The 25755-nt window shown below is 70.9% G+C and carries 31 protein-coding genes; 13 read left to right on the forward strand and 18 right to left on the reverse strand.

Going from position 1 to position 25755, the window contains the following annotated elements; all coding sequences use genetic code 11:
- Positions 1 to 19 precede the first annotated feature (19 nt).
- From OO68_RS02910 to OO68_RS02985, 17 genes are all read right to left on the reverse strand, one after another.
- Positions 20 to 673 carry an HAD family hydrolase gene (locus tag OO68_RS02910; protein WP_033306511.1) on the reverse strand — a complete coding sequence of 218 codons (654 nt, stop codon included), beginning with the start codon at positions 671 to 673 and terminating at the stop codon, positions 20 to 22.
- The gene (locus OO68_RS02915; RefSeq protein WP_078625151.1) at positions 670 to 1833 is read right to left on the reverse strand and encodes an MFS transporter; all 1164 of its coding nucleotides are present in this window, start codon (positions 1831 to 1833) and stop codon (positions 670 to 672) included. Before OO68_RS02915 ends, OO68_RS02910 begins: the two co-directional genes overlap by 4 nt.
- The gene (locus OO68_RS02920) at positions 1830 to 3083 is read right to left on the reverse strand and encodes an ATP-grasp domain-containing protein (protein ID WP_237481068.1); all 1254 of its coding nucleotides are present in this window, start codon (positions 3081 to 3083) and stop codon (positions 1830 to 1832) included. Before OO68_RS02920 ends, OO68_RS02915 begins: the two co-directional genes overlap by 4 nt.
- Positions 3084 to 3137: 54 nt before the next feature.
- On the reverse strand, positions 3138 to 3281 hold the full coding sequence (locus OO68_RS46710) for a hypothetical protein (RefSeq protein ID WP_167345869.1): 144 nt from the start codon (positions 3279 to 3281) through the stop codon (positions 3138 to 3140).
- Between the two features lie 31 nt (positions 3282 to 3312).
- Positions 3313 to 4548, reverse strand: a complete 1236-nt coding sequence (locus OO68_RS02925; protein ID WP_033306513.1) for an MFS transporter — start codon at positions 4546 to 4548, stop codon at positions 3313 to 3315.
- Entirely contained in the window at positions 4545 to 5063 is a 519-nt protein-coding gene (locus OO68_RS02930) for a hypothetical protein (protein WP_033306514.1), read from the reverse strand. The genes OO68_RS02925 and OO68_RS02930 overlap by 4 nt, the downstream gene beginning before the upstream one ends.
- The gene (locus tag OO68_RS02935; RefSeq protein ID WP_033306515.1) at positions 5060 to 5902 is read right to left on the reverse strand and encodes a winged helix-turn-helix transcriptional regulator; all 843 of its coding nucleotides are present in this window, start codon (positions 5900 to 5902) and stop codon (positions 5060 to 5062) included. The genes OO68_RS02930 and OO68_RS02935 overlap by 4 nt, the downstream gene beginning before the upstream one ends.
- 42 nt (positions 5903 to 5944) lie before the next feature.
- On the reverse strand, positions 5945 to 6358 hold the full coding sequence (locus OO68_RS02940) for a hypothetical protein (RefSeq protein ID WP_033306516.1): 414 nt from the start codon (positions 6356 to 6358) through the stop codon (positions 5945 to 5947).
- Between the two features lie 10 nt (positions 6359 to 6368).
- Positions 6369 to 6815, reverse strand: a complete 447-nt coding sequence (locus OO68_RS02945) for a hypothetical protein (protein ID WP_033306517.1) — start codon at positions 6813 to 6815, stop codon at positions 6369 to 6371.
- On the reverse strand, positions 6812 to 7294 hold the full coding sequence (locus tag OO68_RS02950) for a hypothetical protein (RefSeq protein ID WP_033306518.1): 483 nt from the start codon (positions 7292 to 7294) through the stop codon (positions 6812 to 6814). The genes OO68_RS02945 and OO68_RS02950 overlap by 4 nt, the downstream gene beginning before the upstream one ends.
- Positions 7295 to 7393: 99 nt before the next feature.
- Positions 7394 to 7717: an SH3 domain-containing protein gene (locus tag OO68_RS02955; protein ID WP_033306519.1), complete on the reverse strand. Its 324-nt coding sequence runs from the start codon at positions 7715 to 7717 to the stop codon at positions 7394 to 7396.
- 182 nt (positions 7718 to 7899) lie between these two features.
- Complete coding sequence (locus OO68_RS02960; protein ID WP_033306520.1) at positions 7900 to 8649, reverse strand: hypothetical protein; 750 nt, start codon at positions 8647 to 8649, stop codon at positions 7900 to 7902.
- Between the two features lie 17 nt (positions 8650 to 8666).
- Complete coding sequence (locus OO68_RS02965; RefSeq protein WP_033306521.1) at positions 8667 to 9365, reverse strand: helix-turn-helix domain-containing protein; 699 nt, start codon at positions 9363 to 9365, stop codon at positions 8667 to 8669.
- 18 nt (positions 9366 to 9383) lie between these two features.
- Complete coding sequence (locus tag OO68_RS02970) at positions 9384 to 9869, reverse strand: hypothetical protein (RefSeq protein WP_033306522.1); 486 nt, start codon at positions 9867 to 9869, stop codon at positions 9384 to 9386.
- Positions 9866 to 10417 (reverse strand): DUF4913 domain-containing protein, encoded by a 552-nt coding sequence (locus tag OO68_RS02975; protein ID WP_033306523.1) that lies wholly within the window; start codon positions 10415 to 10417, stop codon positions 9866 to 9868. Before OO68_RS02975 ends, OO68_RS02970 begins: the two co-directional genes overlap by 4 nt.
- 201 nt (positions 10418 to 10618) lie before the next feature.
- Positions 10619 to 11572, reverse strand: a complete 954-nt coding sequence (locus tag OO68_RS02980) for an IS481 family transposase (RefSeq protein ID WP_033306524.1) — start codon at positions 11570 to 11572, stop codon at positions 10619 to 10621.
- 156 nt (positions 11573 to 11728) lie between these two features.
- The gene (locus OO68_RS02985; RefSeq protein ID WP_033306525.1) at positions 11729 to 12484 is read right to left on the reverse strand and encodes a DNA-methyltransferase; all 756 of its coding nucleotides are present in this window, start codon (positions 12482 to 12484) and stop codon (positions 11729 to 11731) included.
- A 513-nt stretch (positions 12485 to 12997) separates the two neighbouring features.
- Between OO68_RS02985 and OO68_RS02990 the strand changes: the two genes are divergently transcribed.
- The 5 genes from OO68_RS02990 to OO68_RS03010 all read left to right on the forward strand — a co-directional run bounded on the left by OO68_RS02990 (position 12998) and on the right by OO68_RS03010 (position 18247).
- Positions 12998 to 14128 (forward strand): C40 family peptidase, encoded by a 1131-nt coding sequence (locus tag OO68_RS02990; protein WP_033306526.1) that lies wholly within the window; start codon positions 12998 to 13000, stop codon positions 14126 to 14128.
- Between the two features lie 139 nt (positions 14129 to 14267).
- The gene (locus OO68_RS02995; RefSeq protein WP_033306527.1) at positions 14268 to 14582 is read left to right on the forward strand and encodes a DUF6112 family protein; all 315 of its coding nucleotides are present in this window, start codon (positions 14268 to 14270) and stop codon (positions 14580 to 14582) included.
- Entirely contained in the window at positions 14582 to 15274 is a 693-nt protein-coding gene (locus OO68_RS03000; RefSeq protein WP_033306528.1) for a hypothetical protein, read from the forward strand. Before OO68_RS02995 ends, OO68_RS03000 begins: the two co-directional genes overlap by 1 nt.
- 36 nt (positions 15275 to 15310) lie before the next feature.
- Positions 15311 to 16693, forward strand: a complete 1383-nt coding sequence (locus OO68_RS03005; protein ID WP_033306529.1) for an SCO6881 family protein — start codon at positions 15311 to 15313, stop codon at positions 16691 to 16693.
- Between the two features lie 81 nt (positions 16694 to 16774).
- On the forward strand, positions 16775 to 18247 hold the full coding sequence (locus tag OO68_RS03010) for an SCO6880 family protein (RefSeq protein ID WP_033306530.1): 1473 nt from the start codon (positions 16775 to 16777) through the stop codon (positions 18245 to 18247).
- On the opposite strand, the gene OO68_RS46110 is transcribed toward OO68_RS03010, so the two are convergent.
- On the reverse strand, positions 18187 to 18711 hold the full coding sequence (locus OO68_RS46110; protein WP_157852664.1) for a hypothetical protein: 525 nt from the start codon (positions 18709 to 18711) through the stop codon (positions 18187 to 18189). The genes OO68_RS03010 and OO68_RS46110 overlap by 61 nt on opposite strands.
- A 163-nt stretch (positions 18712 to 18874) precedes the next feature.
- Here OO68_RS46110 and OO68_RS03020 point away from each other — a divergent pair, with 163 nt between their 5' ends.
- The 8 genes from OO68_RS03020 to OO68_RS03050 all read left to right on the forward strand — a co-directional run bounded on the left by OO68_RS03020 (position 18875) and on the right by OO68_RS03050 (position 25615).
- On the forward strand, positions 18875 to 19348 hold the full coding sequence (locus OO68_RS03020; protein WP_033306532.1) for a DUF6238 family protein: 474 nt from the start codon (positions 18875 to 18877) through the stop codon (positions 19346 to 19348).
- Positions 19349 to 19371: 23 nt separating this feature from the next.
- Positions 19372 to 19911, forward strand: coding sequence for a hypothetical protein (locus OO68_RS03025; protein ID WP_033306533.1), 540 nt, complete (start codon positions 19372 to 19374; stop codon positions 19909 to 19911).
- 46 nt (positions 19912 to 19957) lie between these two features.
- Positions 19958 to 21472, forward strand: coding sequence for a putative type IV secretion/conjugal transfer ATPase (locus OO68_RS03030; RefSeq protein WP_033306534.1), 1515 nt, complete (start codon positions 19958 to 19960; stop codon positions 21470 to 21472).
- Positions 21473 to 21486: 14 nt separating this feature from the next.
- Complete coding sequence (locus OO68_RS03035) at positions 21487 to 22056, forward strand: hypothetical protein (protein ID WP_086700610.1); 570 nt, start codon at positions 21487 to 21489, stop codon at positions 22054 to 22056.
- Between the two features lie 277 nt (positions 22057 to 22333).
- Complete coding sequence (locus OO68_RS03040; RefSeq protein ID WP_033306535.1) at positions 22334 to 23281, forward strand: hypothetical protein; 948 nt, start codon at positions 22334 to 22336, stop codon at positions 23279 to 23281.
- A 229-nt stretch (positions 23282 to 23510) separates the two neighbouring features.
- The gene (locus OO68_RS46115; RefSeq protein WP_063739287.1) at positions 23511 to 24383 is read left to right on the forward strand and encodes a hypothetical protein; all 873 of its coding nucleotides are present in this window, start codon (positions 23511 to 23513) and stop codon (positions 24381 to 24383) included.
- Positions 24380 to 25057 carry a hypothetical protein gene (locus tag OO68_RS03045; RefSeq protein WP_063739288.1) on the forward strand — a complete coding sequence of 226 codons (678 nt, stop codon included), beginning with the start codon at positions 24380 to 24382 and terminating at the stop codon, positions 25055 to 25057. Before OO68_RS46115 ends, OO68_RS03045 begins: the two co-directional genes overlap by 4 nt.
- 21 nt (positions 25058 to 25078) lie before the next feature.
- Positions 25079 to 25615, forward strand: coding sequence for a hypothetical protein (locus tag OO68_RS03050; RefSeq protein WP_237482523.1), 537 nt, complete (start codon positions 25079 to 25081; stop codon positions 25613 to 25615).
- Positions 25616 to 25755 lie beyond the last annotated feature (140 nt).

The following is a 25755-nucleotide window of genomic DNA, read 5'->3' on the forward strand; positions in this document are numbered from 1 at the left end:
CGGTGGCGCTGCATGCGTGTCAAACGCAGAGGTCGTTGACCGGGGCGGGCAGCAACTGCGCTTCCAGATCTGCGGGTTGGCCGGTGTAGTGCAGGGTGCGCAGGCCCAGCTCGGCGGCGGCCTGGCAGTTGTCTTCGCGGTCGTCGACGAACAGCACACGTGCTGGGTCGGCGATGCCGGTGGCGGCCAGGGCGTGTTTGTACGTGGCCGGGTCGGGCTTGCACAGGCCCATGCGGGCGGAGTACAGGGCGTCGTCCATCAGCTCGCGCCGCCAGTCGGTGGCGTCCAGGACGTTGCTGAGGTGGGCCGGGGCGTTGGAGAGCAGCACCATCGTCAGCCCCGCGGCCCGGGCGCGGTACAGGATGTCGAGGACGCGCGGGTCGGTGCGGGTCCACATGGCGGTGTCGGCATCGCGCAGGGTGCGCAGCCATCGCGGGCCGGGGTGGTGTCCGAGCACCTTGGCCCAGTAGGCCAGATCGCTGAGTTCCCCTGCGTCGTACGCGTTGCGGGGAGCCCAGAAGGCGTCCTGGAACGAGGGGAGATGTCGGCCGGGCCACTCGGCGAGGTCGGCGAGACGGGTCCACATGGCAGGCGTGGGTTGCAGGCCCGGAACCCCGTTGTAGTCGAGGATCAGGGCGTCCACGCCAGTCGGGGAGGCGGAGGAGCGGGTCAAGGGGTCGTCTTCTCCAGGGCTTTGGGTGCGAACACGGCGACGCTTGCGGCGAGGAGGGCGGGCAGCAGCAGCGCGTGCGGCAGTGCGGTGACGGTGGCGAGAGCGCCGATGAGGGCGGGGCCCGTGAGCAGGCCGACGTAACCGGTGACCGCGACGGTGGCGACCGCGCGGGGTCCGCCAGCGCCGGCGGCGGTTATCAGGCTGGGGATGGTGACGGACAGGCCCAGGCCGAAGGCCGTCCAGCCGAGGAGGGCGAAGGCGATGGTGGAGCCGGCCAGTCCGGTGGCGAGGCCGAGCGCGGCCAAAGCGGCGCCGACGCGCACGACGGCGTCCGCGCCGAAGCGGGCGGTGAGCCGGTCCCCGGCGAGACGGCCTGCGGCCATGGCGGCGCTGTAGAAGCCGTACGCCGCGGCACTGGTCGCGGCCGACGCGCCGAGGTCATGCAGGTGGACAGACGCCCAGTCGGCAGCGGTTCCTTCGCCCAGCAGCGTGGCAGCAGCAAGCGCACCCAGCAGCCACAATCGGCGCCGGGACAACCCCCTCTGCTCGCCCGAGCCCAGTGCAGCACCGTGGTGGACGGACTCGAGCGCAGGGCTGGCGACGGTGCGGGTGAGCCGCGTGGTCGCGCCTGCCGCCGCAGCGGCGCAAGCTGCCACCGCGGCAAACAGAACGGTGTGTGAGGTGTGAGCGGTGGCCGCGGCCAGCGCGGCACCGAGGAGGGCGCCGAGGCTGTAACTCGCGTGCAGTCGGCCCATGATGGGCCGGCCGTGGGCGTTCTGGCAGCGGACCGCCGCGGAATTGGCGGCGACATCAAGGACGCCATGCGCGACGCCGAAGACGAACGCAGCCACCAGGAGGCTCTCCAAACTGCGGCAGGCCCCGAGGACGGCAAGACAGGCGACGAGGGCAATGGCACCGCAGGTCAGCAGCACGGGCAGACGGGCCGGGCGGGCGAGGCGTCCGCCCGCCTGGAGCCCGGCGACCATGCCGAGGGCGGCGGACAGCAGGACCAGGGCAAGCCCGGCGGTACTCACTTCGGCGGCGTTCTGAACGGCGGGCATACGCGCGCCCCAGACGGCCATCACCACACCCAGTCCGGCGAAGTACCCAGTCAGCAGGCGGCGGCTACACATCAGCTCGGGCGCTGCGGTCTGCCTCACGCGGCGTGCTCCCCGGTGGTCAGGGCCGCCGGCGGGACCGGGGCAACCTGGACGTCGAGGTTGCGGTACACCTCCTGGGCGCGGGCTTCGGCGACGGCGGCGGTCAGTCCGGTGGTGATCAGGAAGCCGATACGGGCGCTGTACAGATCGCCGCCGTCCTGTGGCAGCACGAGCGGGTCGCCGGCCTGTCGCTGGAAGCGCACGCGTTCCACTCCCCCGGTGGGCTTCGTGACACGGCGGGCGGTGAGGGTGCCGGAGTAGGCGGGGTAGATGAAGCGGATCGCCGCGGTCTGGTGGCGGGTGGGCGTCAGGTCGGGGGTACGTCCGCAGGCGATGTCTGCGGCGGCCCGGGCGAGGTCGACGCCGGTGGCCAGGTGGACGAGGTGGCCGATCATGTCGCCGCCCAGGCGTGCGTTGACCTCGATCAGCCGGGGCCGGCCGCCGACCAGGCGTATCTCGACGTGCTGCACGCCGTCGGTGATTCCCAGGGCCTTGATGGCAGCAGCGGCGGTCGGTGCGACCTTTGCGAGGAGCGGATCGGTGGCGTCGACGGTGTGGCCGGTCTCGTCGAAGTAGGGTGCGGGGCCTAGGCGCTTGCGGGTCACGGCGACGGCCGTGGTGGTGCCGCGGTGGGTGACGCATTCGACGGAGACTTCGGGGCCGTCGAGGTACTCCTCGACCAGGACGCCGCTGTCCTCGCGGCTGCGGCTTGCGCCGACAGAGGCGAACTCGAAGGCCGTGGGCAGCTCTTCGGGCCGGTCGATGCGGATCACGCCGATGCTGCCGGCCGCTGCGGCGGGCTTGAGGACGGCGGGGAAGCCGAGGGTCCTCGTCGCCAGTTCGGCCTCCCGCAGGGTCCGCGCCTTCATAGAGGCGGCCGACGGCACTCCGTGACGGGCGAACAGAGTCCGGGCGGTGGCCTTGTTGCGGCAGGCCCGCATCACCTCGACGGAGTTCGCGGCCAGACCGAGCGCGCGAGCGAGGCGGGCGGTGGAGATGAGGCGCCATTCGTCCCAGGTGACAACGCCGGCAAGGTCGTGTCGGTCCGCCAGAGCCCGACCGGCGGAGAGCAGCGCAGTGGTGTCGTTCAGATCGGCTACGGCGTGGTCGATGATGTACGGCTTCTCCCACGACGGCTCGGCGCCGGTCAGCAGGACGATGTCGTATGCGGCGGCCACCTGCTCAAGGCAGTAGCCGCGATCCGCCTCATCGCCCGGAGAGACGACGAGTACGAGGGGGCGAGCGGACAAGAAGGGGTTCTCCGAGTCGGTAGGCGGCAGGACGAGGGAAGAGAGACCGGCGTCTCAGGCGGCTCGGCGGCGGCGCAGCTCGAACACGCCGGCCCAGTGGGGGTGGTCGTCGATCAGGCGGCGGGCGTAGAGGGCGGTGAACTGCTCGGTGATGGTGCGACCGCTCGCGCGGTTCGTCCCGAGGATGGTGGTGGGCATGAGGTTCTCCACAGGCTGGGACGCGACAGCGTCAGATGCGCAGGGCGGGATCGGTGCGCAGGCGGGCGAAGGCGCACAACAGGCCGATGGCCTGCAGGCCGGCGCAGACGGTCATTGCGTGGCCCAGCGCGCCGGGCGGGGTGAGCGCGGTGAGTACGCCGGCGACGGGGAAGGGCAGCAGGAGGATGAGGATGGTCGCCGACAGGGTGCTGCCGAACCGGTCCGGGGGGATCAGGCGGGAGCGCAGGGTGCGCAGGACGACCGTCATGCCGCCTTCGGCCGCCATGAGGACCGCGACCAGGACCAGGTAGGACAGGTAGTCGGGGGCCTGAGCGGCGGCTAGGCAGGCGAGCGAGGCGAGGGCGGCGCAGGCGGCGCCGACCGGCCACAGGCCCAGGCGGTCGAGCGCGAACCGGCAGAGCGTGACGCTGACGAGCGTCGCGCCAGCGGCGGCGGACCAGACCAGGCCGACGGCAGTGGTGGACTGCCCGAAGTGCTTGACAACGATCACCGGGCCGGCCGCTTGGAGAAGCCCGATGGCCAGGTTGGACAGGGTCAGCCCGGTCACGAGCCAGCCGAGCGGGGGAAGAGAGCGGATGGTGCGCCACCCGGTGAGGAGTCCCGCACCGGATTGCCCCTTCGGCGCGCGGGCCGGGGCGACGGGTGAGGGGGGTGTGCGTAGGGCGAGCAGCGCGGCGAGAAGCGAGAGCACGGTGATCACCGCGAGCATCGGCGGCGGACCGGCGATCAGGAGTATCCCTGCGAGGGCTGGGCCGGCCAGGGTCGCGGTCTGGTCGATGCCGAGCAGGACGGCCTGGACGCGATGGGCCCGATTTCCTGCTCGGCGGCTGGCGGCGGCGCCCGCCGTCTCGGCCGCGATGTAACTGAACTCCGTGAGCACGCCGGTCGTGGCGGCAAGCACCATCACCGTTGCGCTCGCCACGGTGCCGGACGGGTGGAGGTGGAGCAGGACCGCGCCTGTGGCGAGGGCCAGCGCGCGTCCCAGAGAGGCGAGGTGGAAGACGACGGCCGCCCCGCGCCGGTCGACGATCGATCCGGCCCATCCGAAGGCCGCCAGCCTCGGGATCCATTCCAGGGCGAACGCGGCGCCCGTCAGCGCGGCGGAGCGCGTGGTGGCGAGGACCAACAGCGGAATGCCGTAGGTGGACATCGCGAACGCGAGAGCGTCCGCCGTGCGCGGCAGGTAGATGCTGCGCATCAGCCCGGCGGCGTGGCGGGCATGCCGGGGTGCAACTGCTGCGCTCACGCGACCGGCTCGGGCTCGGACACCCGGGTGACCTGGGGGTTGCCGGACAGCCACTGGATCAGGAGAGCGCAAGGACGGGCAAGGTCCGCCTCGGCCTCGTCGCTGGGCAGCCGCGCGGCGGACGGCCGCGGGAGGCCGTCGGCGCGCTCGGCCGCGAGCGAGGGCGCCAGGAGGTCGAGGACGTGGCGGATGCGACTGCTGAACTCGCAGACCGGTCCCGGGTAGGCGTGGCGTCGGCCCCAGCGCGCAGCCGCGTCGTACAGGTCGGCCAACTCCGAGCCCGACTCGGTGAGTTCAAGTCCGGCGCCGGGTGCGGTCCGGACGAGACCGTGGGCGCGGGCCGCTTCAGCAGCGCGGCGCAGTTGGTCCGAGGAGAGGTCGGGGAGGGTGGCGGCCAGTCGGCGTGGCGGTATCGCCCCGTTGTCGTCGATCTCGGTGACCAGGCGGATCAAGGAGCGCGACGCCAGCAGCTCGACCGCGTTGCGTACTTCGGCAGGGGTGAAGAGGGTGGTCATCGGCGCGGACCTCCCGCCTGGACGGCCGCCTTCGGGCGGGCGGTCATGGCATGGGAGAAGAGATCGCGGTTGTGCCACGCCGGAGAGGACTCACCCGTCCGGGCCTGCGGGAGGGTTGCGGGGGCTGGCCGGGACTGGCTGCTTATCCACGGCCTCGGCGCGGGCTTCGCCTGCGGGTGCCCCCAGACTGGGTGTTGGCGCGCCTGGTTGAGCGGCTGCCCGGCGGACCACGCGGACAGGGCGCCGAGAACGGGGCCCAGGCCGTCGCCCGCCGCGGACAGCCGGTAGGGCCGGCCGATGCCCTCGGTGTCGACCAGGCCGTCGGCGACGAGCTGCCGCAGCGGCGGGTACACGTTGGTCCAGTCGCTGCTGGGCATCACGATCCGGGCCAGGGCCCGCCCGCTGACCTCCTCGCGGGACTTCAGCACCCACAGGATGGCGGCGGCGTGCCGCCGGGTGAGCAGGGTGAGGCTGTCCTCGATCTGCTCGATCGCGGGCAGCGGGCGGTCCGCCTTCTCCAGATGCTCCTCGGCCCAGGTGACGATCATCGGCAGGACCGGCAGCAGGGCGGCACCACGCTCGGTGTGGCCGTAGGTCACGTGCCGTGCGGTGTGTTCGGTGCGCTCGACAAGACCGGCGTCGCACAGAGACTTGAGCTTGGGGTGGAGCTGGCCGTTCTGCAGCCAGGACACCTTGACCGCCAGCTCGCTGTAACGCTGTGGCGGGCCGGAGAGTGCCAGCAGGATCCTCACGTTCCAGCGGGGAGTGATCATGGCGAGGGCCTCGGTGACCCGGGCGATGTCGGCGTCGGTGTCGGGAGGCAGAGCGGTGATGGCCAAGGGAGGAACTCCTGGGTGAATGAAGGGGGGATCGCCTGCGGGTCAGCGGCTGTGCGCCGTGCTCTGGGCCGGAAGAGGCGGAGCCGGAACGGGCGGCGAGGGAGTCGGCGGGGACGGCGCTGAGGCCGGGACGCGGTCCAGGCTCTGCAGAACGGCCAAGACCGACTTGGCCTGGACGTCGCGGACTGCGACTGCCTCGGCGAGCCGGCGGGAGCCGTCGAGAAGGTGGGAGACCTCGTGGCGGCCGATCTGCCGCTCGGGGTGGATGAGCCGGGCGAGGTGGTCGCGGTGGAAGTCGATGCTGCGCTCGGCATTGGCGAGGTCGTCGTGCATGCCGAGCAGGGCGGAGAGCATGCCGGGCGGCTGGTCCTGGGCGTGGGCTTCGAGGTCGGCGAGCGGTGCGCCGTACAGGTCCTCGATCCGTCCGGCTATCTCGGTGGACGTGAGGTGGGACAAGCGGGGGCTTTCACGGTCGGCGGGCCCGGGCCGCCCCGGCACGCTGGGGTGCCGGGGCGGCGGACGGGGGCAGGGATGCGGTGGCGGCCCTGAGTTGTGCCGTGCGGACGGGACGAGCCCGCTGTTCGGGCGGGGGCATGGTGCGCAGCAGCTCATCGAGGGCGGCGCGGTAGCCGTCGCGAGCGTCGAGCGCCGCCTCCAGCCACTGCGCGTCGAAGCGGAGCTTGTCCGCCGACAGGTCGCCCATGTCGCGGTCCGGATCCATGTCCGCGTGAACTCGGTCGCGGACGCGGGCGACCTGCTCCTCGGTCAGAGCCAGGAAGGAGCGCAGTTCCAGGGCACGGGCGAGGGCGGGCGAGGCATCGTGGCCGACAGCCGCCTCGTACAGCTCGGGAATCGGGTTCCCGAAGACTTTCTGCAGGTCGCCGTCCATGGTGCTGGCCTTGACCGGGCTCATCGGGCGGGCCTTCCCGCCCGCCACGCCGACGCCGGCGCGGGTGTACCCACGGGGCGGTGGGGCGCGCTTGTCTGCACCGCCGGCCCGGTTCGGGGGCGAAGGCGGGCGAGCCGTTCGGCGGCGAGGTCCTTCTTGCCCGGAGCGTCCGGGTCGAGGAGCCACCGTACGACCATGGCCCGGCCGTCGCGTGCGGTGACGGCCGCGTTCACGCGGTGGGCGAGGCCCATCGTCGGGTCGTCGACCTCGCTGGGTTGGGTTTCCAGCGCGGCGAGAAGGTCGTCCTCCGCGCTGTTGAGCACGGACTGGGCCTCGACGAGAAGGCCGTGCCACTTGACGACGTCGGTGGCGTCAGGGTTCGCGGTCGGCGCGGCGGCCACCGCGGCCTTCAGCTGGTCCATGTCCATGGCGAAGCGCGCTTCGATCCGTTCGGTGAGGACGCCCACGACATCCTCAGCGTCATCGGATATGCCGTCGGGCAAAAGGAAAACTCCTGTTCTGGAAAGGCCGATGCCTGGGGGAATGTGAGGGGCGGCCGTACCCGGCGGCTCAGTCGCTTACGGCCACCTGCTGAATCCCTGTCAGTCCAGGCACATACGGGTGTCGCGGTAGACGTACGTGCCGGAGACCCAGCCCTTGACGCCGGTCGACTTGTCTGTGATGTAGAGCCAGTTGCCGCTCTTCTTGTGCACGGTGAACTTGTGGCTCTTGTAGAGCACTCCGACCGCGGTGGACTTCGTGGTCGCCTTGGACCGGATGGTCACAGCCGACGCGTGGACCTTGTACGGCAGCGGCGGGAGGTCCGGGCAGGGCGTACCAATGCTCGTGGCCGTCGAGGCGGCAGCGGCGGGGGCCGCAGTCGCGGGCGTGGTGGACAGCATCGGAAGAGCGAGTGTTCCGAGCATCGCCGCGGATATGGCAATTCGGGTGGAGCGCATGCGGAAGAAACCTCCGTGAAGGCATAGGGATTGCATGGGGATGGCGCCGCGGGAGTTGTCCCGGCGGCTGTATAAGAGTCCGGAGAATCGCCGGTTTGGCTAACCGGCGATCGTCGGCTATGTTTCGCCGCCCGCGTCGGCCTTGGCGCTCAGCGCGAGCGGCCGGGCGGGCGCGGAACAGGGGCCTTCGGCACACCGGCCGGGCGGCTGGCTGCGGCTGCCGGGCGGACCGGTGGGAGAGGACCGGCCTCGCCGGTAAGCCGGTCGTCGCACCACTGCAGGGCCTCGCCCACCGTGTCGAAGCCACCCTCGCGCAAGGTGTGCGTCCACGCGTGGGTGTCGACCTCCTCGACCACGACGCGGAACGGGCTGGGGGCTCGCTCGTCCAGGGCGCGCAGGGCCACGACGGTGACCATGTCGTCCGGGTCGTCGCAGGTGTAGGAGTAGCCCATGGCGTAGTGGTCGCCGTCGCCCGCGAGGCGTCGCTCCAGCGCGCGAGTCGCCTCGTCCGCCGGCGGTGGGCCCAGCTCGGGGTCGAGGCCGATGGCATCATGCGGGCAGCCGCGGTGGATGAGCCAGGACTGCGCCATCGCGGGCAGCGGCAGCAGGGCCTGCTCGAAGTCGAACGTCTCCTTCTCCCGGTCCCGCTTCAGGTGGACGGCGACGTAGTGCGGCATGCCTGGGTGCCCGTAAGTGGCGGTGCGGTCGAAGAGGACGTAGTAGCTGTGCGCGCCGTTGGGGGTGTGGTGTTCGGCGAGGGGGACGAGCATGTCCTCTCGGACGGCGACCTGGCGGTAGAAGTCGAGGTACGTCTCCTCGTCGGCATCGAAGTCGTCCAATGCGAAGTCGACTTGGGGGATGGACTTCCGAGCCGGGGCCGGTTCGGTAGGAGCCAACAAGGGCCTTTCGATGGAGTTCAGTGCCGCTGCGCCGGGGTGGACGGCGATGTGCCGGGTCGAGCCGGGACCTTCGGCGCCTGGGTCGTGGGCGTCCGTCGGGCGGCGAACAGCGCGGTACGTCCGGCGTCGGTGAGCGAGACCGGCTGGCCGGCGTGCACGGGGCGGTCGGTATCCCGGACGACCAGGCCGGCGTCCTCCAGCCGCTGCAGCTTGGCGTGAGGGATGCGGGTGCCGGAGGCAGCGGTGACGGACATCCGGCCGGTCAGCAGGTGTTCGTAGAGCTTGGCGCCGCCAGCGATGGCGAGCAGCGCCGCCTGGTCGTCGGTCGCGAGTGGCTTCGCGTCGGGCGCGCAGGCCGCTGCAGCGGCCTCAATGGGCTCCAGGGCGGCGAGCACCTTCCGGGCAGCGGCGTCGCGCGCGTCGGTGGCCCCCTCCAGCTGGTCCACGGTGCGGTCGATGCGCGTGAACAGGGCGTCATCGACGTCGAACTCGCCGCTGGACAGGCGGTTGAGGAGGCGTAGGTAGAAGGTGACGCCGGTCTGGGACTTGGCCAGCTCACGGTGCCGGTCGACCAGGTGGGCGTGTGGCTCGTCGAGGATGCCGCGGTCGCGGTAGACCCACAGGGTGTCGATGTCGTGGCCGGTGACGGCTTCGATGCGGTGGTCGAGCGGGGAGACCGCACGCCGGGCTAGTGTCGGCGCGGGTGCAGGGGGCATAGGCGAGGCTCCGTGCGTTCAGCGGGTGTGATGGTGCGCGGGGTTCTGTGTGGGACGGGGCAGACCCGGCAGTGCGGTGGGCGGTGGACCGGGCCGGGGCGCGGGGCCGCGGGTGGTCAGCTGCGGGGAGCGGGTGCGTGCCGCGTGGGTGCGGGCGCTCAGCGGCCGGCGGGTCATCCCCAGGCGGCGGCCGACCTCGTCGTAGACGTCGTTGCCCGCACGCGGCCGGATGGCGACGACGTGGATCTCCTTCGGGTGTGCGGACTCTGCGGGCGCCGGGCGGACGCCGTAGACGACGCGCCAGTCCTTGCGCGAGTCCACGAACAGCTTGCGGTAGCCCTCCAGGTCACCGTCGAGGCGTAGCCCGAAGCGCTGCGCGTTCACGACTTCCTGGAGGTAGGCGAGGGTGAGGTCGCGGATATCGCTGGGGGCTTGGAGGAGATCGGTCAGCGCGCGGGGGTCGAAGCTCAGTCCGAAGGCGGGCTGTCCCTGTCCCGCGGTCATGACGTCGGCTCGTCCGGCTCGGGTGTCCCGGCGGCTTCCGCCATGGACGCTGTCTCCGTGCGCACGGACGGCGGCGGGCCGGGCAGAAGACGGTGCGCGGGCCGGTCGGGAGAGGTCATGCAGGCCGACAGCGGCCCGCCCGGTGCGCGGATCGCCGCCACCGCGTGGGTGAGGAAGTCCCGGTGCCACACGAACAGGCCGCTCAATCCGGCTTCGGGGTCCTTGTGCTGCTGGTACGCCAGCCAAAGAGAGTGAAGCCAAGCCACGACGTCGTCGTGCTCCTGCCACTGCAGACACCAGGGCGCCGCGGTCGTGACCTCCGCCCCGTACACCGGGAGGAAGAAGTCGTCGACCCAGTCCGACAAGGCATCGAGTTCGTCTTCGCGTTCCTCCCCGTCGAGTTCCAGGATCGGGCGGGGCTCCGGCGGAGCTGCGGCAGGCGGCCCGCCGAGCCCTGGCATGCCGAACGCGGCGAACGGCGATCCGCTCGGTGCTGGGGCGGACGCCAGGTGGTCGATTTGCTGCGCCTGTTGCGCCGACTGCTCCATGAGCCGTCGGACGCTCGCCTCGATTCCTTCCAGCTGCGGATCGGGAATACGAACCGGCTCCAACTCCCCCTCGTCAGGAGGTTTTATGGATTCGGACATGAATAGCTTGGGCCTCCTACGAGACGTGGAATGTGAGGAAGACGGAAGCGGCGACGCGCGGACCGGCCCACGAGCTACAAGTCCGCTTCCTCGGATTGCCGACTAGGTGTATTGCCCTGTGAGGTTGGGGACGCGGCTGGCGGGTGGCTGGCCTTTCAGCGCGGTGTGTCCGCGGTGGTGATTGTAGGTGTGCAGCCACTCGTCGAATGCCTGGCGTCGTTCGGCCTCGGACCGGTAGGGGCGGGCGTAGGCCCACTCGTCCAGCAGGGTGCGGTTGAAGCGTTCGACCTTGCCGTTCGTCTGTGGCCGGTAGGGCCGGGTTCGTTTGTGGGTGATCCCGGCCGCTGCCAGCAGGTCGCGCCAGTTGCGGGAGCGGTAGCAGGAGCCGTTGTCGGTCAGTACCCGTTCCACGGTGATGCCGGCCTGGATGAAGAAGGCGTGGGCGCGGGTCCAGAAGGCGGTGGCGGTCTCCTTCTTCTCGTCTGCGTGGATCTCGCTGTAGGCCAGGCGGGAGTGGTCGTCGACGGCGGTGTGCAGGTAGCTGTAGCCGGCGTTCGTGCGGTTCTTGCGGCCTGCGGCCCGGCCGAGGACTTTGTGGCCGCCGCCGTCGGGGATGTTGCCGAGCTTCTTGATGTCGACATGGACCAGTTCGCCGGGCCGGTCGCGTTCGTAGCGGCGTATGACACGGCCGGTGGCCCGGTCCAGGTGGGCAAGGCGGGCCAGGCCGTAGCGGGCCAGGACGCGGTGCACCGTCGAGGGCACCAGGTGCAGCAGGTGCGCGATGCGGGCCGGTCCCCACCGGCGCAGGATGCGGACCTTGATGATCCGGCGCTCGGTGCGGGTCGGGGTGCGGCGCGGGCTGGTGCGCGGACGGCTGGAGCGGTCGGCCATGCCGGCCTCGCCGAGCCGACGGTAACGGTCGACCCACCGCTGGGCCGTGGTCGGCGAGACCTGGAAGCGTTCTGCGGCCCGTCGCAGGCTCCAGTTGTCGTCTACGACGCAGCGGGCCAGGCGCAGGCGGCCGGTCTCGGTCAGGGGTGCATTACGGTGGGGCACGAGGGCCTTTCTGTTGCTGGTGCAGATGTCGCAATCCACACCAGGCCAGAAGGCCCTCACCCATTTCAAGATCACACGGCAGTGATCGCTGTCACCAACCTCCGTGGGCAGAACAACTAGGGCGCCGGTCGCCTTGGCGGGAGTCGCGCTCGCGGCTCAGGCGGTGAGAATCACGTCGTCTTGCGTGAGGGTCTCGCGGATCGTTTCGGTGAGCCGGTCGGCCGCGATCGACGCGTAGTGCTCGGTCTTCTCCACGCCGATGAAGTCTCGGCCTTCCAGCAGAGCGGCGACGCCCGTGGAGCCGGAGCCGGCGCAGAAGTCGAGCACCGTGCCGCCCACGGGGCTGATCTTGACCAGCTCGCGCATCACCTCGACGGGCTTCTGCGTGATGTGCTGGCGCTTCGCCCCCGAGGGCTGCGAGGCCGAGTACAGGCCGGGCAGATAGACGGGGTTCCGGGAGCCGTCGATCGCTCCCTTCGACGCCCAGACGATGAATTCACAGTTCTGAGTGAACCGGCCCTTCTGGGGCCGTGCCTGTGGCTTGTGCCAGGCCAGCACCCCGCGCCACAGCCACCCGGCCGCCTGAATCGCGTCCGTCGTGATCGGGAGTTGACGCCAGTCGGTGAACAGCAGCGCGGTCCCGCCGGTCTTCGTAAGGCGGTGGGCTTCGGTCATGATCTGCGTCAGCCAGAACCCGTAGCTGCGCTGGTCCATGTTCTCGCCGGTGAAGTCCGGCAGGGTGTGCTGGGCGTCGGCGGAGGTGTACTTCTGCTTCGCGGAGCGCGTGGTGCGCTCCTTCGCGGTCCTACCGCCTGAGTTGTACGGCGGATCGGTGATGACGGAGTCGACGCAGCCGTCCGGAAGGCCGGCGAGAACACTGAGGGCGTCGCCCTGATGCAGGGAAAAAGGCAAAGAGGAACCCCTATTCGGGTGCGGAATCGCGGAGGGAACTAACCGCCTCGCACAGAAATCCTCGCGGGCCGCAATTGGGCATGCAGAAGCCCAGGGCCGCAGACCGAGGAGGGCGAGGGGGAGTCCAAAAACTGTAGAGGCGAAAGCGCCGACGACCAAGAAGTGCGCTGCTGAGGTGCCGGATTCCGGCACCTCACGCCGACTTTTTGGTCAACCGCCGATTCGCGCCTACTGTTTTTGAACCGCCCGGCGCACACCGCCGCTGGCTACTCCCCGACACACCTCACGGAGGTACCCCCTGCCCCGGCACACCTAGCTCACGGCCCGGCCACGCGGAGCGAGCGGCAACTCGCCCACACAGGCCCGTCCTGATCGCCCACCCCGGCCGCCGCGCCCTTCCAATCACGCCTCGCGCACGCGGCACGCCGGACACCGCACCCCGAAGGACACGCTCATGACGTCTCGCTACCCACCCATGCCCGAAACCGCTAGCCCCCGTGCGGTCCGCTCCGATTGAAGTGGCTCGCCGCCGGCATCGGCGTCGTTTTCCTCTCCCCGATCCTGATCGGCGGCACCGGCATGATGCTGGCCTCCTCCGCCGACGCCGTGAAGAGCAGCGGCTCCTTCAGCAGCTGCCTGACCGACATAAACACCGACAAGGTCTCCGAGCAGGTCACCAAGATTCTCGACGGCGCATCCGGCAAGAACGTCCACGTCGAGGGCCTGGACCTGCCCGCCGAACAAGTCCCCAACGCCCAGACGATCGTGGCCGCCGGCCTCTCGCTCGACGTCCCCAAGAAGGGGCAGATCGTCGCGCTCGCCACGGCGATGCAGGAGAGCCGGCTGCGCAACCTCAACTACGGAGACCGGGATTCCCTCGGCCTGTTCCAGCAGCGTCCCTCGCAGGGCTGGGGCAGTGCCCAGCAGATCCGTGACCCGGTCTACGCCTCCGAGCAGTTCTACAAGCACTTGCTCAAGGTGAGCGGCTGGCAGCAGATGACTGTCACCCAGGCCGCCCAGGCCGTGCAGAAGTCCGGCCTGCCGGACGCGTACGCGCAGTGGGAGGACCTGGCCACCGCACTGCAGGAAGCCATCGCCAAGACCTTCCCCGGCGGCAACGACGCGGACGGCAAGGATGCGGACCAGGGCGAGCAGCCGTCGACTGGCACGACCGGCTGCGCGCCGGGCCAGGACGGATCCGGCTTCGGCCGCATCCCCGAGGGAAGCGTCCCGAAGGGCTACGCGATTCCCAAGAACGCCGATCCGAAGGCGCGCAAGGCCATCGAGTGGGCGATGCACCAGCTCGGCACGCTCTACCAGTGGGGCGGATCCTGCACCAACTCGCACGGCCCCGACCCCATGGGCCGCTGCGACTGCTCCAGCCTGATGCAGCAGGCGTACGCGCATGCCGGCGTCACGCTCACCCGCACCACCTACACGCAGGTCAACGAGGGTAAGGCGGTCTCGCCCGCCCAACTTGAGCCCGGTGACCTGATCTTCAGCCGTGGCACGGCCGCCCAGCCCGAGCACGTCGGCATGTACATGGGCGAGGGCCTCGTGATCGAGGCGCCGCGCACATCGAAGCCTGTCCGGATCACCCCGATCAAGGACTGGACGATTCTCGCCGCCCGCCGCGTCTTCTGACGCCGCCCCGTCCCGGCACCGCTCCGGGCGGGCCGCCGCCGCGGCCACTTCCGCGCCCCGAGCGCACCTCCCCCTCCGCTTCCCCACCTTCCCGCGGGCCCTCGCCTGGCCCGCGTATGCAAGGAGCCCCGCCACCCCTATGTCCGTCCCTCTCTCCGACCGCGTCATCCAGCTCGCCTACGACCCAGGAATCTCGCCCAAGGGCGGCGGGTTGCCCGGGCTGAGCGTGCTGAAGAACGTCGTCAACTCGATCAATCTGTTCGGGATCATCGCCGTCGTCGGCGCCCTCGCCGTCTCGCTCGGCGTGTGGGCCTGGGGTCACCACACCGGTGGTCACCAGGCCGAGGCCAACGGCAAGAAAGGCGCGGTCGTGGCCGCGGGCGCCGCCCTCGGTCTGGGTGCCGCGAACGGCATCGTCGCCTTCTTCTCGGCCCTCGGCTCGCAGGTCCGCTAATGCGGAAGCGATTCTCCTCCTTTTCGCTGTCCTCGTACGGCGCAGGCTGGTCGGCCAACCGGCGCATCGCGATCGTCGCCTCCGTCGTCGCCGTCCTGCTCGCCATCGCCGGGATCGTCGCCCTGCTGACCGGCGGCGGGAACGGCCACCCGGCTCCCGACACCGCCGCACCCGCCCCAGCTGACAGCCCGTCCTCCTCAGAGGCCGCCCCGAAGCCTTCCTCCGGATCCGGGTCGGTGCCCAAGCCTCCGCAGATCGCCGAGCCGGTCGCCTACGCCAAGGCGGCGGCCCAGATGCTGTGGTCCTACGACACCCGCGACACCAGCCGCGACCAGCAACTCGCCGGCATGCGCGCCTGGATGACCACCGAGACCAAGTACGCCGACTGGGCCTCGGTCTCCGGCCAGGTGCCCGATCCGGTGCCGTGGTCACGGATGGCCGACCAGGACCAGCACGCCACCGGCACGGTCACCGAGGGCCACTACCCCTCCGCGTTCAAGGCGGCCCTGGCCGACGACCCGTCCGCGATCACCCAGGCATACATCTACGTCGTCACCGTCAACGGCAAGCAGCAGATCGCCTGGAGGAAGGGCGGCGGCGGAGCCGAGGAACGCGCCGTGACCCTCGCCGTGCAGTGCCGCCCGAATCACGACTGCACCTTGGCCGCCATCGCTCCGAGCGTCACGCAGTGACCCGCGCCTGACATAAGAATGGAGGAGTAACTCCCCGTGGGTTTCTGTGATATTCCCCTGGCAGACAAGCTGTGTGCCGTCGGTGACGCGGTGGATTTCGCCTCGGACCCCGGCAAGGCCATCGGCGACTGGATGGCGAAGTCGGCAGGTGAACTGGCAGCCGCCGCTGCCGATCTGGCGGCCGAAGCGGTCAACACCACCACGAAGGTCGACCTGAACGCCGGCTGGTTCCGCGACAACTACAAGATGCTCTTGCCGCTGGGCCTGGTCCTGCTGGTCGCGACGTTCTGCGCGCAGCTGGTGCGGGCCGCGGTCAGACGCGACGGACAAGCCCTCACACAGGCATTCACCGGCACCATGTCGGGCGTTCTGTTCGCCTTCTGCGCCATCGCCCTGACCACGGTTGCCGTCGAGGTGGTCGACGCCGTCTCCGACGGCCTGTTCAAGGCCGCGAAGCTGGACATCGCGTCGGCGGTTCGCCGCATCGTGAAGGTGAACCAGATCGCCGGCCTGTCCGGACTGGGCTGGCTCGTCGCGGTCGTCGCCGGTCTCGGCGCCGCCATCGGCGCCTTCCTCTACTGGTGCGTGATGATGGTCCGCAAGGTCGGCATCCTCGTCATGGTCACCCTGGCGATCTTCGCAAGTGCCGGCGGCGGCTGGGAGGTCGCACGCCGCTGGCGCAAAGGCTGGATCGAAGCCACCGCCACCCTCGTGGTCTCCAAGCTCCTGATGACCGTGATCTTCGTACTCGGTATCGCTGCCATGGGCAAGACCGAGGCCAAGGACGGCATCGCCGCTCTGGCCGACGTCATGTCCGGCATCGTGATCATGATCCTGGTCCTGCTGTGCCCGTACGCCGTCTTCAAGTTCGTGCACTGGGCGGCCGACGGCACCGACGGAGAGTCCATCCACCGGGCCGGTGGCGCTGGAGCCCAGATCGCCAAGGCCCACGCCGAGAAGGCCGCCCGCAAGGCCACCGCAGCTGCGGCCACCGCAGGAACCGGTGGCGCTGCAGCCGGAGCAGGCACCGCACCACAGGGGCCCGACGCCGCTGGCGGGGGCGGTTTCCCCGGCGACGTCGCCGCCAACCCGACCGGTGGAGGCGCAGACGGCAGGGAAGGATCGCAGGGCGACGGCGGAACGGGCGTCTCGCCCGGTGGCGATGCCGTCAAGTCCGGTCTGGAGAAGGCCGTCCAGCCCGGGCCGACGAGCGTGTCGGACGACACCACCGGCCAGGTGGGCGGCAGCCCGGGTCCGGGCGGATCCGGCGCAAGCGCCGCGTCCGGCCAGGGCGGCGGATGGCAGTCCACGGCGCCGACCACGACTCCGCCGCCGCAGGGCGCACCCCCGTCCCCCGGCTCACAGAACGCCACGTCCAGCGGGTCGGCCTCACCGCCGCCGCCACCGACCGGCCTCTGATCCCCTGCCCGACTCCCGGGGGTGGGATGTGCACGCCACCTCCCACCCCTGGGTTCCACCCGCGCCTCCAGGACCCGCCCCTTGACTGATCTCTCCGTCGCCCCGGTCGCGGTGAAGTTCCCGCACCGGTCCCGCCGCGGCATCCTCCTCGGCCTCTCCTTGCCCCAACTCGTCCTCGTGTCGTGCACGTTGGCGCTGCTGCTGATCACGGTGATCTCCACCGGACTGCTCGGCGCCGTCGCCCTGGCCCCGCTGTGGGCTGCGTCGGGGGCGCTCGTCGCCATCCGCCGACACGGCCGCTCCTTGATCGACTGGGCGCCGATCGTCGCCCGCTACGCGCAGCGCCGCCGCACCGGCCAGATGCTCTGGCTCGCCCGGCCCGTCACCCGTCCCCGGCAGGACGGCATCCTTCACCTGCCCGGCACCGCCGCCTCGCTCAAGGTGGTCACCCCCGGCGACTCCGCCAACGGGGCAGCCGCGGTTTACGATCCGCACCGCCAGACCCTGACCGCCGTCGCCCGCGTCACATCCCGAGCCTTCGCCCTGCTGGACGCCGCGACGCAGAACCACAACGTGAACGGCTGGGGGCGTGCGCTGGCGGGCATCGCCCGCACCGGGCACGTCGCCACCGTGCAGGTCCTGGAGCGCACGGTCCCCGACTCCGGCGACACCCTCGTCCGCCACTGGGCCCAGCACGGCCAGCCCCAGACCCCGGTCGCCGGGCAGATCTACTCCGAACTGGTCGCCTCCGCCGGCCCGGCCGCCGCCCCGCACGAGACGTACCTCGCCATCTCTCTCGATCTCAAGGCCGCCAGACGACTGATCTCGCAGGCCGGTGGAGGGCTGCCGGGCGCGTTCACCGTCATGGAGCAGACCACCGCCTCCATCGCCCAGGCCGCCCGCAACGCCGGACTGCTGGTCACCGGGTGGCTGAGCGCCCGGGAGATCGCCGCCGTGATCCGCACCGCCTACGATCCGAAGGCCCTCGCCGCGCTCCAGCAGTGGTCCGACACCGGCCACGCCGAGGCGGACCCGGCAGCCGCCGGGCCCGTCGTCCAGGTCGAGGAGTACGACCGGCTCGCCACCGACACCGCCCGCCACGCCACGTACTGGGTGGAGAACTGGCCGCGGACCGAGATGGGGGCCGGGTTCCTGCACCAGATCATGTTCACCGCCGGCATCCGCCGCAGCCTCTCCCTTATCTACGTGCCGCAAGCGCTCGAGTCCGCGCTGCGGGACGTCCAGCGCAAGAAGGCGGCGATCATCGCCGACGCCAACGAACGCGCCCGCCGCGGCCAAGTCGACAGCGAGGAAGACTCCGTCGAGTACGCCGACGTCAAACAACGCGAGCGCCAGCTCATCGCCGGGCACGCCGACGTCGCCCTGACCGGCCTGGTCACCGTCACCGCCGACACCGATGCCCTCCTCGACGCGGCCTGCGCGCAGATCGAGACCGCCGCCGTCACCGCCGGCGTCGACCTGCGCCGCCTCAACTACCAGCAGCCGACGGCCTTCACCCTCGCCGCCCTGCCCCTCGCCCGCACCGCTCTGTAACGCCCTTCCAGACTCCGGGACATGCGCTGACATCCATCAACGACGACGAACTGAGACGCGAACTGCGCGCCCTGCTCACCTCCTGCCAGGAACTGGCCGCCCGCCACCGCGCCACCCTCGATCAGTACCGCGACAGCGCCGGCAACGTCACCGAGGGGAAGTACGCCGACTACGACGAGGCCAGGATCAATACCGCCCTTGAGGCCAGCGACCGGTTCGACACGGTGCTCGAACGCCTCGCCGACCTCGTAGGCCCGCCGACTCCCCGCGCGTTCACGCTCACCTTCGCCGGACGCGAGCGGCACGAAGGCCAGGCCCCGACGCGCTTCGTCGTCAACGCCGCCAACCTCGACGACGCTGCCCGCGTACTGGCCGGCCTCCCGAGCTGGCACGAGTGGTACCAAGCCGACGTCGCCAGCGCCGAGGAAGGCGCGGACGTCGTCTACATGCCGGAGCAGAGCCATGCCGGCCCGCCTTCCTCGGGCCACTTCGTCGACCTTCGCGGCGAACAGAGCCCGCGCCCGTCCCCGGCCAACGCCACAGCGCCCTCCGCCGCCCGTCACAACGCTCCCGCCACCGGTCCACGACCGGCCGCTGCCCCCGCCTCCCCGGCGGCAAGGACCCCCATTGCCCCAACCCCGCACCACTGAACTCGACGCGCACCCCTACCTCCGCGCCGCCAGCGCCGGAGTCCGCCACCACACCCGGGCCCTGGCCCGGTCAGCGCCCGCCTCCCCAGCGCCGGTGGATCGCGTGCACCTCGACGTGGTCCACGCCCATCTGGCCGCGCTGCACCAGCTGCTCGACCAGCTCGCCGATTCCACCCAGCCCCCGCACCCCGCCGCCGGACGGCACCTCGCCACCGCGCGCACCCGGCTGTTCCAGGCCGCCGCCGGCGTGCACGACGCCTTCCATCTCCTGCCCGTCGCGGACGAACCCCCGACGGACACGGAATGCCGCCCCGAGCGGCTGCCCGAGGGACCTCCCGTCCTGACCATCTGCCAGCGCCACCTGACCGCAGGCCACGTCGTCCGCCGCAAGACCACCCCGAGCGACCTCAACACCCCACTGCACGGCCACACCACCACCTGCAGCCAGTAACCCCCACCACCGAAAGGCCCTCAATGCGCGCCCTGAAGCGCTCCACCTGCGCTGCCGTCATACTCGCCGCACTCGCCGGCACCGCCGCCCTGGCCACCGCCACCCCGGCATCCGCCGCCAGCTACCAGTGCAAGACCAGCAGCCACTCCGTCGACGACCCGTCGTACAACGGCCCCGACTCCGACAACTGGGACTTCGACGTGACGCTCTGCGCCATGCGCTCCGGCGGCAACATCTACACCACCGCCACCGTGTACTGGGACGGCCCGTACACGGCCAAGAACCGCAATACGTACACCTTCAACAAGGCCAAGTTCCAGCTCCAGACCAAGAAGAGCGTCAGCGGCACGGACCCGGTCGTGAAGTCCGCTGCCTACACCGGACTTGAGTACGCGCTCGAACACAGCAGCAGCCACGGCAACGGCTCCTACTCGACCGGAACCCTCAAGTACCCGGCAGGCTCGGGCCGTTACCTCGCCGACGGCTACATCCAGTTGGACTGGTCGGGCGACGGCAAGGACTACCGCAGCCCGGTTCTGTTCACTGCCTCACCGGTCGTCTGACCCCCACGCCACATCCGGACCGCAGTCACGTGAAAGCCGCCCCACCATGAGCCACCGGCCCGCGCGCCGAGCCCGCCGCGCCAGCGCCAGCCCCCTGTTCACCCCACACGGCACCGACCGTGCCTCCCGCAGGGCCGCTCGCCGACAGCTCGCCGAGGCAACAGCGAAGGCCCGCGCCGAAGCCGCCGCACACACCAGCAGCGCCGGCGTAGAGGAACAGGAGATGCCGCCGCCCCTCTTCCCGCCCGCCGGGCGGCCCGGCCCCGCGTCCTCCCGCAACAACAAGCTCAAGCTGCCCGCCCACCGCATGACCACCGCCACCGCCTCTGGGGCGTACCCGTTTCTCGCCGAAGGCGGCCTCGGCGCCGAGGGCATCTACATCGGCCGCGACGTCCACGCCGAAGCGAGCTTCGTCTTCGACCCGTTCGCGCTGTACGGCAAGGTCGAGGGCTTCACCAACCCCAACGTGCTGTTGGCCGGCGTGATCGGTCAGGGCAAGAGCGCGTTGGCCAAGAGCTTCGCGCTGCGATCGATCGCCTTCGGATACCGGGTCTACGTCCCCTGTGACCCCAAGGGTGAATGGACTCCGGTGGCACGGGCGCTGGGCGGCACCTCCATCGCGCTCGGGCCCGGGCTGCCCGGCAAGCTCAATCCCCTGGACGCGGCGCCGCGACCGCCGTCGGTCTCCGAGACGGACTGGGCGGGTGAGATCCGCAAGCGCCGTCTGCTGCTGCTCGGCTCGCTGGCCCGCACCGTGCTCGGGCGGGACCTGCTGCCGATGGAGCACACCGGGCTCGACGTCGCTCTGGACGCCGTGGTCACCCGCGCTGCCGAAAGCGGACGCACCCCGCTGCTCGGCGACATCGCCGCCACCCTCAACAACCCCGACGAACTCGACACGGCCGGCGGCCTGATGTCCGGCCGCCTCGGCGACGCCTCCCGCGACCTGGCCCACGCGATGCGCCGCCTGGTCCACGGCGACCTCGCCGGGATGTTCGACGCCCCCAGCACTGTCACGTTCGACCCCAACTCGCCGATGCTGACCATCGACCTGTCCCGCCTGGGCGGCTCCGGTGACGACACCGCGCTCGTCCTCGCCATGACCTGTGCCTCGGCATGGATGGAGTCCGCGCTGTCCGACCCGAACGGCGGGAGGCGCTGGATCGTCTACGACGAAGCCTGGCGCCTGATGCGCCACCCCGGCCTGCTGCAGCGCATGCAGTCCCAGTGGAAGCTGAGCCGCGGCCTGGGCATCGCCAACCTGATGGTGATCCACCGGCTGTCCGACCTGCTCACCGCCGGCGACGCCGGATCCCGCGGACGTGCCCTGGCCGAAGGTCTGCTCGCCGACTGCTCGACCCGCATCATCTACCGGCAGGAGACTGACCAACTCCATGCCGCAGCAGCGCTGTTGGGCCTTACCTCGGTGGAGACCGAGGCCATCTCTCACCTCAACCGCGGGCGGGGGCTCTGGCGGGTCGCCGGACGATCTTTCATCGTCCAACATCAACTCCACCCGCACGAGCTGGCGCTCTTCGACACCGACGCCCGCATGCACTGAAACGCAAGAGGCTCATGAAACCCGATGTCCAGCGCGAACTGATACCTCGCGACGACACCCTCCGCCTGATCGGCGCGCTCGACGCCCTGAAGGAAAAGCTGCTCGACGCCTCCCAGCAATGGGAACTGCTGGACGAGCACGGACATGTGCCGGCCGAGCCCTCCTACGCGGAACTACTCCAACACGCCGCCGACGCGCAGGACCTCTCCCGCGACGTCCTCCGGCTGGCTGCCGACTTCGCCCGGAGCCCTCACAGCACGAAACGCGCTGGCAGCGCCGTACTCGCCCACCTCGCGACAGCGGCCACCCTGTCGAGCCACGCCGCACCGCACTTCACCGAGACTGCGGAGACCGCCCTATCCCTGTCCCGGCCCTTTGGCCCGACCGACCGGACGTACCCGGAGAACCGCATGGTCATCGACCACGCCACGGCCCGCGCCTATCTGCGGCGCACCTCGGAATCCCTCCGTGACGCGGCCAAGGAACTCACCGCGCACCTCGACTTCCACCGCTTCTTCCCCACGCCTTCCCGACAGCAGAGCCCGGCGCCTGCGCCGCCCAGGCCGAGCGCACGCCACCGGTAGCCCGTGCCGAGGCATCTACGTCGGCATCCCACCGCAAGGAGTCCCCTGAACCGCCCCGCCCATTTCAGCGACGCCGACTGGGCCGAGTACCAGCAGTGCCAAGCCGAGCACGACGACCTCATGGCCCAGGTCGCCGAGCGCGAAGCCCAGATGGAACACGGCCTGATCGACGCCTACGACGAGTACGAATTCGACTTCACCCCTCTTGCGGAGCCAAAGCCCAGTCCCACTCGCCGGACCCCGCCGCTGCGTCGCACACCCTCGCGCGGGAGAAGCCGTGGTCGCTGAGGACAAGAACACCCCGACCGCCTCCCACGCCGACGCCCGCCGCACGTCCGCCGCCGCGTCCGCGCTCGCGCCGCTCCCCGACCACCGCAACGTGGACACCGCCTGGTGGCAGGAACTGTGGCGCCGCCACGCGCACATCACCACGCCACTGCGGCAACGCGGCCTGGAGTGCGACATCGAGTTCGGCCTCAGCGCGTACATCGTGCGCGTATCACTCCCCGACGACAGTTACCTGATCATCGGCCCGCCGCAGGAGCCCTCCTGCGACCGTCCTCCAGGGGACCCGCAGGGGTGGATCGTGACCCGCCAGCATCCCGACGAGCAGGCGCTGTTCGAAGTGATCTACGACTCGGCCCCCTCCGCCGACCCACGTGCCCCGGAGCGGCCCGAAGCCCGCCACGGCGGCAACGCCACGCCCCTGATCGAGGCGATCGACCAGCGGCTCATCCAGCTCGGGCTGCTGCCCGCTCCCTCCTCGTCCACCGCAAGCGCGCTCTTGTCCGCAGCCACGCCGACGCTCCGCCCGCCCAAGACCCTGGACGTCTCCGACAACGCGGACCGCACCTCCGTCTACGTCTACGGCAACGCGCTCCTCGCTCTCACCGACCGGCTCAACGCAACCGAGTCGCATGCGGACGCCGCCGCCCTGCTGCACCAGGTCCTGGACCCCACCAGCGGCCTGCTGGAGCGGCTCGGCGAGTTCTTCGAAGCAGCCGGGGAGAAAGCCAAGGAAGCCGAGCAGGACGACGGATTCGACCTCCACTACGACCTTGAGGACGCCGCAGCCACCTTGCGCAGTCTCGGTGAGGGCCTGCACACCGCCGTCGACCGCATGCGTGCCCTGGCCCCCGCGCGCCAGACCACCAGTGCTGCCCTCCCGTCGGGCCCAAGCCCGGGGCTGCCAACATCACGAGGTCCACGTGCCAGAACCCGCTGAACAGTCGACGCCGCATCGGGTGGCAGCAGCTGTCCCTCGAACTGCGCGGCGCCTCCGAGCCCCTCGGACTGCTCGACCACACCGGCCACGTCCTCGCCCCCTGCCCGTGCGCACGTCGCGGACGCGGACCAGGGCGGGGCGTCGGCCAGAGCTTCATCGTCCAACATCAACTCCATCCGCACGGGCTGGCGTTGTTCGACACTGACGGCACTACAGACAAGACAAGCACATGCCCTCTATTAGCCTCGGCGATCACGACCAGATCGGCGTCATCGCCCTCACCAGCAACGACGCCCCCGCAGCAGCCCACACACTCCTTGCCGAGCACGGCTTCTGGCGCCCACGTGGCGTCTTCGGCTACATCCTGATCCACGACAGGTACGACCACGACGTTCCGGCCCGGCTCGAGCGGTTCCTTGCCGCTGCCGCCCGGCAGGGCATCGGCGTGGAATACCACTTGCCCCGTATCCTCCCGGACGCCGGATCTCCCGCGGCGGGGAAGCGCGTTGAGGAACTGTGGCGCGAGAACCAGGAACGGGAGTACCGCCGTTCACGGCGCCAGGCCGCCCGGATCATCACCTCCGGCAGCGATCTGGAATCCCTTGCCCACGGCCTGTCTCGCCGCCTGCCCGGCGAATGGACGTTCCACGTAACCGACTTCGTCGATCCGGGCAGCCAGCTCGACTTCTTCGACGACCTGTGGGACAACGCGTGCCTTGCCAGCGCCTGGATGCAATTCCGCGTTCCCCGCGCCGCGATTCTCTCCGGCCCCAGCCGCCTGGAGCTGGTCGTGATCGACCGCCCGCTGCACCGCGAACAGGTCCTCGTCGGCGCGCTGTCCCTGCACGGCATCACCCACGACTACTTCGGCGACGACAACGCCCCGCACGCGATCGCGGTCCCCTCCGAGGCGGTCCGCGCCGCACACACGGTCACCCGACGGCTCCTGTCCCGCTACCACCAGGCCGCCCGCCGCCTTAGGAACCCATGCCCGCAACCCGCACCGACCTGTCCGTCTTCGCCACCGCCCTCGCCCAGCACCTGCCTGGACAGTGGTACCGCAAGTACGAAGGCTTCCCTCCTCCCAGAAACCACCGGTTGATCGCCGACCGCGTGTGGGACTGCGGTCCCGCCAATTCGGCCGTCCAGGACTTCCCCGACGCCCCCATCCTGCTCCTCGAAGGGCCCGACGACGCACAGCTGTGTGTCATCGAACGGCCCCGCCACCCCCGCCAGTACCTGGTCGCCCCGCTGGAGCCCGAGGGCTTCAAGCCGCACCACTTCCGCATGGTGGACGAGCCGAACGGCATCGCCGTCCCCGACGATCCGGTCCGAGCCGCCGCCGCGGTCACGCGCCGCGTGCTGCCCCACTACCGGCAGGCCATGGACGCGGTCCGTCTCAACGCCCGCACCCAGCCCGAGCCCCCGCACCGGCTGCCCGCACCGGAGGTCGCCCAGACCCTCACGCTGATCTGGTACCCCGACGGGGTCGTGGGCGCACCGTATAAGTCGGTACCGAAAGACGCCCGCACGGTGCTGTACGGCTGCCGTTTCCAATACCGCCCGCACGAGTCGGCGTTCGTCCTGCCCGCCTCCTACAGCACCAGCGACCGCGCCCTGCTCATCCAGAGCGCCGTGCGGCTGCTCACCGCTCAGGGCATCGGCGTCAACTTCCGCCACGCCGCCCCCGCCTCCGCGGGCTCACCGACCCGCCCGCCCACAGCGGCGCTGGGCACGCAGCTTCCGGCGGGCGGGCCGTCCGCGGCACGGAGGTAGACGCCCCCACTCATCCTGGAGTTGCCGCTGTCCGATCCTGACCAGCGGATGCTGCTGCACGACGTGGCGGACCGGCTCAACACCGTGGCCGAGCACCTCCCGCTCCCCGACCAGATCCAACCCGATCCCGGGCTGAGCGAGATCCTGGACGACGAAGTCCGCCACCTGGCCCGGCTGCTGACCTACCTCGCCGGCGAGACCGCCTTCCGCCACCGGGCCGCCGGCCGCTACCCGACCCGCGTCACGGCCACCCACCGCCGCACCACGCTCGCTCTCGCCCGAGCGGCCGAGCCCACCGGTGCCGCGCTCGCCGCCCTCGGAGCCGCCGTCCACCACCTCGGCCTCCTCGCCGACCACACGCGCCAAGCGCCTGGTCCCGCCCGCACCCGGGCGATCGCCTCCGCGCACCAGGGTCTCGTGGACCGGCTCGGTGAGAGCCGCACCCACCTCGCCCGCGCCGCGAAGCAACTGCGTGCCGCCGCCGATATCCGGGCGACACCAGCCGTGACCGCGCCGTCCCCGCGAGCGGCATCCGCCACCGCATCCCGTACCCGCTAACCCGCTATTTTCCCGGAGCTCCCTGATTCCCCTGCACACCTCCGCCCGCCGCACCGCCCTCCTGCTCACCGCTGTATCCGTCGCGCTGACCGCGTCCGCCTGCGCCACCTCCGACAGCCCGGACGCCGACACCACAGCCA

Origin of the sequence: Streptomyces iakyrus, assembly GCF_000717055.1 — a bacterium.
GTDB lineage: Bacteria > Actinomycetota > Actinomycetes > Streptomycetales > Streptomycetaceae > Streptomyces > Streptomyces iakyrus.